At 43.4% G+C, this 7,024-nt stretch carries 4 protein-coding genes; all 4 read left to right on the forward strand.

The window, feature by feature from the left end; all coding sequences use genetic code 11:
* Nucleotides 1-51 precede the first annotated feature (51 nt).
* Nucleotides 52-5,181 (forward strand): carbohydrate-binding protein, encoded by a 5,130-nt coding sequence (locus tag GC102_RS22220; RefSeq protein WP_171691431.1) that lies wholly within the window; start codon nucleotides 52-54, stop codon nucleotides 5,179-5,181.
* A 211-nt stretch (nucleotides 5,182-5,392) separates the two neighbouring features.
* The gene (locus tag GC102_RS22225; RefSeq protein WP_171691432.1) at nucleotides 5,393-5,530 is read left to right on the forward strand and encodes a hypothetical protein; all 138 of its coding nucleotides are present in this window, start codon (nucleotides 5,393-5,395) and stop codon (nucleotides 5,528-5,530) included.
* Nucleotides 5,531-5,819: 289 nt separating this feature from the next.
* The gene (locus GC102_RS22230) at nucleotides 5,820-6,101 is read left to right on the forward strand and encodes a hypothetical protein (protein WP_171691433.1); all 282 of its coding nucleotides are present in this window, start codon (nucleotides 5,820-5,822) and stop codon (nucleotides 6,099-6,101) included.
* The coding region (locus tag GC102_RS22235; protein ID WP_376769403.1) for a sugar-binding domain-containing protein at nucleotides 6,098-7,024 on the forward strand (927 nt) is incomplete at its 3' end. The genes GC102_RS22230 and GC102_RS22235, both read left to right, overlap by 4 nt.

The raw sequence follows: 7,024 nt of genomic DNA on the forward strand, positions 1-7,024 counted from the left end.
AAGGCCGTGCGAGTTTTCGAAAAAATACTTAAAATGTGAGGGGACGATGAAATGAGTAAATATGCTACCAGAAAAATATTGCATTTATTTTTATATGTTACATTGATTGCGAACTCCTTCTGTGGCGCTATTCCAAATGTAAGCGCTAACGCGGCAGGAAATAATGTTTACAAAGAGTTTTTTGTATCTACAATAGGCAGCGACAATAATGATGGGACTTCTGAGCATCCATTTCTGACCATTGCAAAAGCCCAACAAGCTGTTCGTCAAATCAATCAAACTATGACTGGCGACATTAATGTTTTTGTTGCACCGGGCAATTATTACATCCATGACCGGTTGAACTTCGACGAACGTGATTCAGGTTTTAATGGGCACCAGGTTTATTATAAAAGCCTCGAAGCTCCCGGAAGCGCGCATTTAATTGGCGGCGACCCTCTTACAGGCGGTTGGGTGCAGACGATGGCTTCTGATGCGGCGGGTACGGATTATTTAAGTGAATTGCCATCATCTGCGGTAGGCAAAGTCTATAAAGTTAAAATCGATCCGCAAAAATATAACTTTAACCAACTTTATATTGGCTCCCAAAAAGCCCTCATGGCTCGTACGCCTAATAAGGTGGAAGATCCTAAATTCCAAGCGTCTAATGGCCCATATTTAGAATCAACCGGTGGTTCAAACAAAGATATGAGTTACAAAGCGAGCGACCTGACTCTGGCTCAAATCAAGGCTCTGAAAGATGCTCAGGCTAGCGGCAGGTCAGAGATTGCTCAACTTTTTGTTTTTGACTGCGGAGGAAGCGCTTTCGAGTCTAACACTCTTCCCATTAGCAGGATTGACACAACGAATAATAAATTGTATTCACCGTACGATTCTGCGCATCCTGAACTATATATTACAAAATACAACATTAATTCCAACGGACGCTATTTCTTGCAAGGAAACATTTCCTTTTTGGATACACCAGGTGAGTATTACTATGATAAACATACAGGTTGGCTTTATTACTATCCGACAGACGCTGACAATGTTGCAGACGTCGATAAAATGAACAACTTGAATGTTGTGATTCCGACAACGAACGAAATTATTCATTTGCAGGGAACCGATAAACCCGCGATTTCGGATTGGGGCAAAACACCGGATCCAGCAAAACAAGTTAGTAACATCACTTTTGACGGATTTACTCTCGAAAGTACAGAATCAAGTAATTATATCGTAGATGGTTGGAGCTACGGTGAAACCTGGTATGCTGGCGGTACGGCAATTCCATACGCACCACCAGAGGCAGCGGGCAGCACACAGCCATATTATTCTGACTATGCTGTTCGTCCGGCATATATGCATGGCGGGTTTACATTGATCAATACCAACCATATCACGATTCAAAACAGCCGCATTACCAATATGGGTCTTTTTGGAATCATCGTTTGGCGTGACAACACAAACAATACTTTCCAAAATCTTGCTATAGATAACACCGGCATGGGCGGCATTAATACGGATGGCGGTTATCCAGGTGTTGGAAAATACAACAACAACAATACCTTCTATAATCTGTCCATTCACCATGTTGGACAAAGTAATGCTTTTGGTGCTGGATTGCAAGTTATGAATACAGGTTTTAGCAATTTTAAGAACCTCGAAATTTACTATGCTCCACGACGTGCGATTTCGTTTGTCGGCCAGGCACAGACTATGACTAGTGCTAGTCCGAATTTCAACCCGGTGACAGACGTTTATAACTACGGCAACCATTTTGAATATATTTATGTGCATGATGCTGAACAAGATACCGCTGAGGATAGCGCCATATTCATTGGAGCTCTTTTCAAAGGCAGTGATGTGAATCGTATTTACGGCAAAAATGACCCGACACAAGTTACCAATCCAGCAACTGGTCAACCATACGGCGACTTAAAGGTCAATTTCTTTAATCAAATTGTAACTTCGGATATCGGTAGTGCTCCCGACGTTCGCGATGCGAATACTGTTCATGGTATGGACTTGGCTATGGGCGCCTCGGGTACGCATCTTTCTAATATTGAAGGCATGAACAATCAGAGCGCTAATTTACGTGTAGAACCTACACAAAATAATGACAAGTTTTATGTGGATAACATAAACAGCGATTATCCAACGTCAGCTTATAATCCGCGTCTGTATTATACGTTTGACGTCTCGAAGATGGATTATGACCATATCGGTATCAACCGTCAAGAGTTTCCGTTCACTTCCGAATTGTATAATCCGACCTCGCCGAAATTGCAATCGAATAGCTATTTTTCAGATGACTTTGAGAGCGGGAAGATTGACACAACAAAATGGTCTATTGAAAAAGGCACACCGATTATATCCAGTGCTTATACAGCAGAAGGCCCTTTTAACGGTCAATACTCTCTCTTCATCAACGGTGGCGCTGCGGGAAATTCAAGCGGCCTTGCATTAAGCAGAACATTCAACAACAACTTAAACAAAATCGTAACTGGCTGGTTCTTTGATAAACGTCGTGATTATGCCGGTAATGACTGGAACGAAGGCTTAAACAATTCGGATGTGATGGTTCAATCTTTCATGAGGGTTGATGACCATACTTCTGACAAACAGGTCGGGTTAGGAATTAACGGTCATACTAGCAAGGACTATTTCAGTTATCTTGATGGTACTACTGAAAAGTTAACGACCATTCCACGTACTTTTGGTTGGCATCAGTTTAAGTTTGACTACTCGACTCCTGGCCAAGTCAATCTTTCTATTGATGGCCAGTTGGTAACGACCCTCAATAGAGCATCATTCAATTATATTGGCATGGGAAATTACAACAGCACTGGCGCTCCTGGCACGAACACGGGGATGTCATATTACGATCTTATAGATGTTTACGGCGGTGTAGACGCTCCGGCAGTGAAGCCACTTCAAGTGGTACCTGGGAAGATTGAGGCGGAAAGCTACAGCGCAATGTCTGGGGTTCAAACCGCAACAAGCAGTCAAGAAGGAAGCTATATAAGCTATTTAAATTCCGGGGACTGGGCGGACTATACTATCAATGCTCAAACATCTGGAGCGTATTCAATAAAATACAGAATTGCAACGGGTACAGGCTTCGTGGGTGGAATCCAAATTCTCGTAGATGGTGTATTACTAAAGACGACATCATTGCCGGTCACCGGCGGCGATCCGAATTGGACAACAGTAACCGATATGATTGCATTGCCTACGGGTTCACATACGATAAGATTGCTGGGAACTGCAGGCGGAATTAATTTAAACTGGTTCCAGATGGATTACATGGGGGATTCGCTTATAAGTATAACAGCGCCTGCACCTATTGAAGGAGTGGAAATCGGAACGACAAAAACTGCGGCAGCTCTTGGTTTGCCTGGGCAAGTAGTACTGAACACCGGTTCAGGAAATGTGAATGCAGGTGTGACATGGGATTTAAGTAACGTAAGTTACAATCCCACTTCAATGAATATGCAAAGCTTCACGGTAACGGGAATCGTAACCCTGCCTGCTGGACTCTTAAACCCGAATAATGTTCCTTTGACCACAAGCGTTAGTGTGGTTGTAAATGGGATTTCTCATTCAGGAATGACAGCGACAGCGACAAGCCAGGAAACGATTGGTGAAAATGATGCGGCATCCATGGCGATTGATGGAAACCCGCTAACGATGTGGCATACAAAATGGGACAAGTCCGACGTTCTCCCCCAATCGATTACCTTAAATCTTGGGCGAACCTCCAATATTAATAAAATCTCGTACTTGCCAAGGAAATCAGCCATCAATGGAATTATTACAGGCTATAACGTATTTGTAAGTACGGATGGGGTGACCTTTACAAAGGTTAAAAGCGGAAGCTGGGCAAGCGATAACTCGGTGAAATACGCAACCTTTACACCGATCGATGCATCGTATGTCAAGCTCGAAGCAACGGCTGGCGTCAATGGATGGGCGTCAGCTGCAGAAATAAATGTTCTTCTAACTCCACCGACTGCGACGCAGCTTGTTAGTATAACAGCGCCAGCTAACATCACCGGACTGGCCAACGGAACGGTGAAGACAGCGGTGGCCCTTGGCTTGCCAGCAACTGTAGCACTGGTTACCGATGCGGGCAGTGTGAATGCTAGTGTGACATGGGATGTGAATGCTTCATCCTATGATCCGTCCTCACATGCAGGGCAGACGTTCACGGTTAGCGGAACAGTAACTTTGCCTGACGGAGTTGCAAATCCGAACAACGTGGCAATGACTACAAGCATTAATGTAACTGTTTTGGCTGCAATTCCAGTTCCTGATGCACCGACGGGGTTAACAGCGACGGCAAATGCGACCACTGATGTTACGCTGAACTGGTCGGCTGTGCCTGGTGCAGAGAGATATAACATTTACCGTGCTGATTCCAAGAGTGGTATCTTTGAGAAGGTAAACGATGCTGAAGTGCTTGCTACGACATTTACAAATCTCAACTTGAATCCGGATATGGTATACGGTTATCAAGTGACTGCTGTTAACACTGCGGGAGAGTCGGGCTATAGCAACGTGGCCGAGATTAATTTAAACGTTCCTCCAGTAACTGTCGCTAAGCTGGATGGAACAAAGCTCGGTGAGTGGTATCAAACTCCGGTTACAATAACGCTTAATGCAACTGATAATTTTTCAGGTGTAGCTGATACATTTTACAGGGTCGACGGCGGTACTGAGCAAAAAGGTACTTCCGTTACCATTAAAGAAGAAGGCAGTCACACCATCTCTTACTGGAGCGTTGACAAGGCAGGCAATGTTGAAACGCCGCATACAGCAGTCGTGCAATTGGATATGACGGCCCCAACACTTCATGTAGTTTTGGATAAAACTATTTTGTGGCCGGCAAACCACCAAATGATTACGGTAAGTGCGTCTGTGTATTCCGAAGATAGTCTTTCCGGAATCGAATCTGTCGTTCTTACATCCATAATAAGCAACGAGTCGGACAATGGATTAGGTGATGGTCAAACGTCAAACGACATTCAAGGTGCAGAGTTAGGCACTTTGGATACTAAATTTTTGCTTTGTGCCGAAAGATCTGGCAAAGGGAATGGACGCATATACACGATCACCTATACGGCTTTTGATCATGCAGGTAATAAAACTTCTGCTTCATCAACCGTTACGGTTCCTCACGACATGCATGGTAAATAATGTGATAAATTCGATCGAAGTAAAAGAAATTGTATACTATCAAATTTTGGCCAAATAACAAAAAGCCGGATGATGCTACCCTTATCTACTTAAGTTTGAGCATAAATACTAAAAAAAACCAATCAAATTGGTAATATCCCCTTTAAGTAGACACTCAGAAAAAACCTTATGGTACTATAAGGCAATGAGTGAACTTGGAGGGGCTTTTTACATGGCTAAAAAAGGACAAACATTTAATAAATATACGAAAGAATTTAAGATTGCAGCAGTGAAGGAATATATGAAGGGATCTGCCATAAGGACGAAGATCCTGTTGAGGCAGCATATCCGACCTCCACCTCATGGATAGATTGAATGAAGGAATCAAGCGGATAACCGGGCGCAAGTTGCATCCGGTTATCCGCATTTTTTTGTGATTTGTTAGAAAATCGTAAAATTGATAGCCCAATTATTCGCTAAATCGCAGGGAAATCTACACTTTTGTCAGTTTATTCGTGGGGAGCGAACAGTGTATATTAATGGCATCAAGCGAAGGAACTATCACACAAAGTAGAAGGTAGGAGGATAAATGCGCTTATACCCATGAAAATGGAAGGACCCTTAAGCTGATGGGCACGCATGGGCAGATAAGAGCACATATGGAGAAAAATGTGATCGAAGTGACCAGTTTTATCACGGGGGAGACAGAGATGATTCATCTGGATACACCGTTGGAAGGGCACGGTGGGGGAGATCATGGTATTATGCATGATTTTGTTCGGCTCGTGCAAAGTGATGGAGAAGTGGCAGGACTATCTGGTGCTCACGTATCCGTTCAAAGCCATTTAATGGCTTTTGCCTCTGAGAAATCCAGGTTGGAAGGCCGCACCATAACGATGACAGACTATATCAATGACCTGCGAAACGAGGGATTACGATGAAGACAATGCCAAGAACGGTGCAAAGCTTTGATTCCGATTGGCTCTTTCATTTAGGCGATTTGCCTGTTAGGCATGCTGTTAAAGGAGGTATGACAGGGGGATTAACCGACTGCGAGCAGATTGCTGAAGGGGAATGGCTGAAGATTGCCTATTTTGATGAAAGAGAGCAGGCTGCCTTAAATGAGCGGGATTGGAAGACAGTCAATCTTCCCCATGACTGGTGTGTGGAAGGAAATTACGTTTATGACGGAGATATAGTTAAGCACCATAAGAGTCACGGATATCTCCCGGTTGGGATTGGCTGTTACCGTAAAGTGTTTGAGATTCCTGCGGGAGATTTAGGGGAAAAAATCATAATCGAATTCGATGGCGTAATGCGAAACAGTACAGTATGGGTAAATGGACATCTAATGGGAACTCACCAAAGCGGCTATACAGGCTTCTGTTATGACATTACTGATATTGCGCGCTATGGAGAAGAGGGGCAAAATGTCATTTTCGTCAAAGTGGATGCCAGTGATTATGAAGGTTGGTGGTATGAAGGATGCGGTATTTATCGCCACGTGTGGCTTATTAAGACGGATAGACTTCATGTTGGCAGGAACGGAACGTATGTGACCACACCGGTTGTAAGAGAAGATGAAGCCCAGATCAACATCAAAACTACGATATATAACGAATACGCTCATTCGATGAGTGGTATAATCAAGACTTCAATTGCGGACAGAACAAAGCAAGTAGTAGCTTCTTTTTCAAATAAGATCACAATCGAAGGAGACAACCATACCGAGGTTGAAATGGTAATGGCATTGATGGCACCTAATCTGTGGTCGCCAGAAGAGCCTTATCTATATGAAGTGATTACAGAAATTTATGATGCAAACGAAAATCAAATGCTAGATATATATAAGACACCATTGGGT

The sequence above is a fragment of the Paenibacillus germinis genome (assembly GCF_013141785.1).
Classification (GTDB): domain Bacteria; phylum Bacillota; class Bacilli; order Paenibacillales; family NBRC-103111; genus Paenibacillus_E; species Paenibacillus_E phytorum.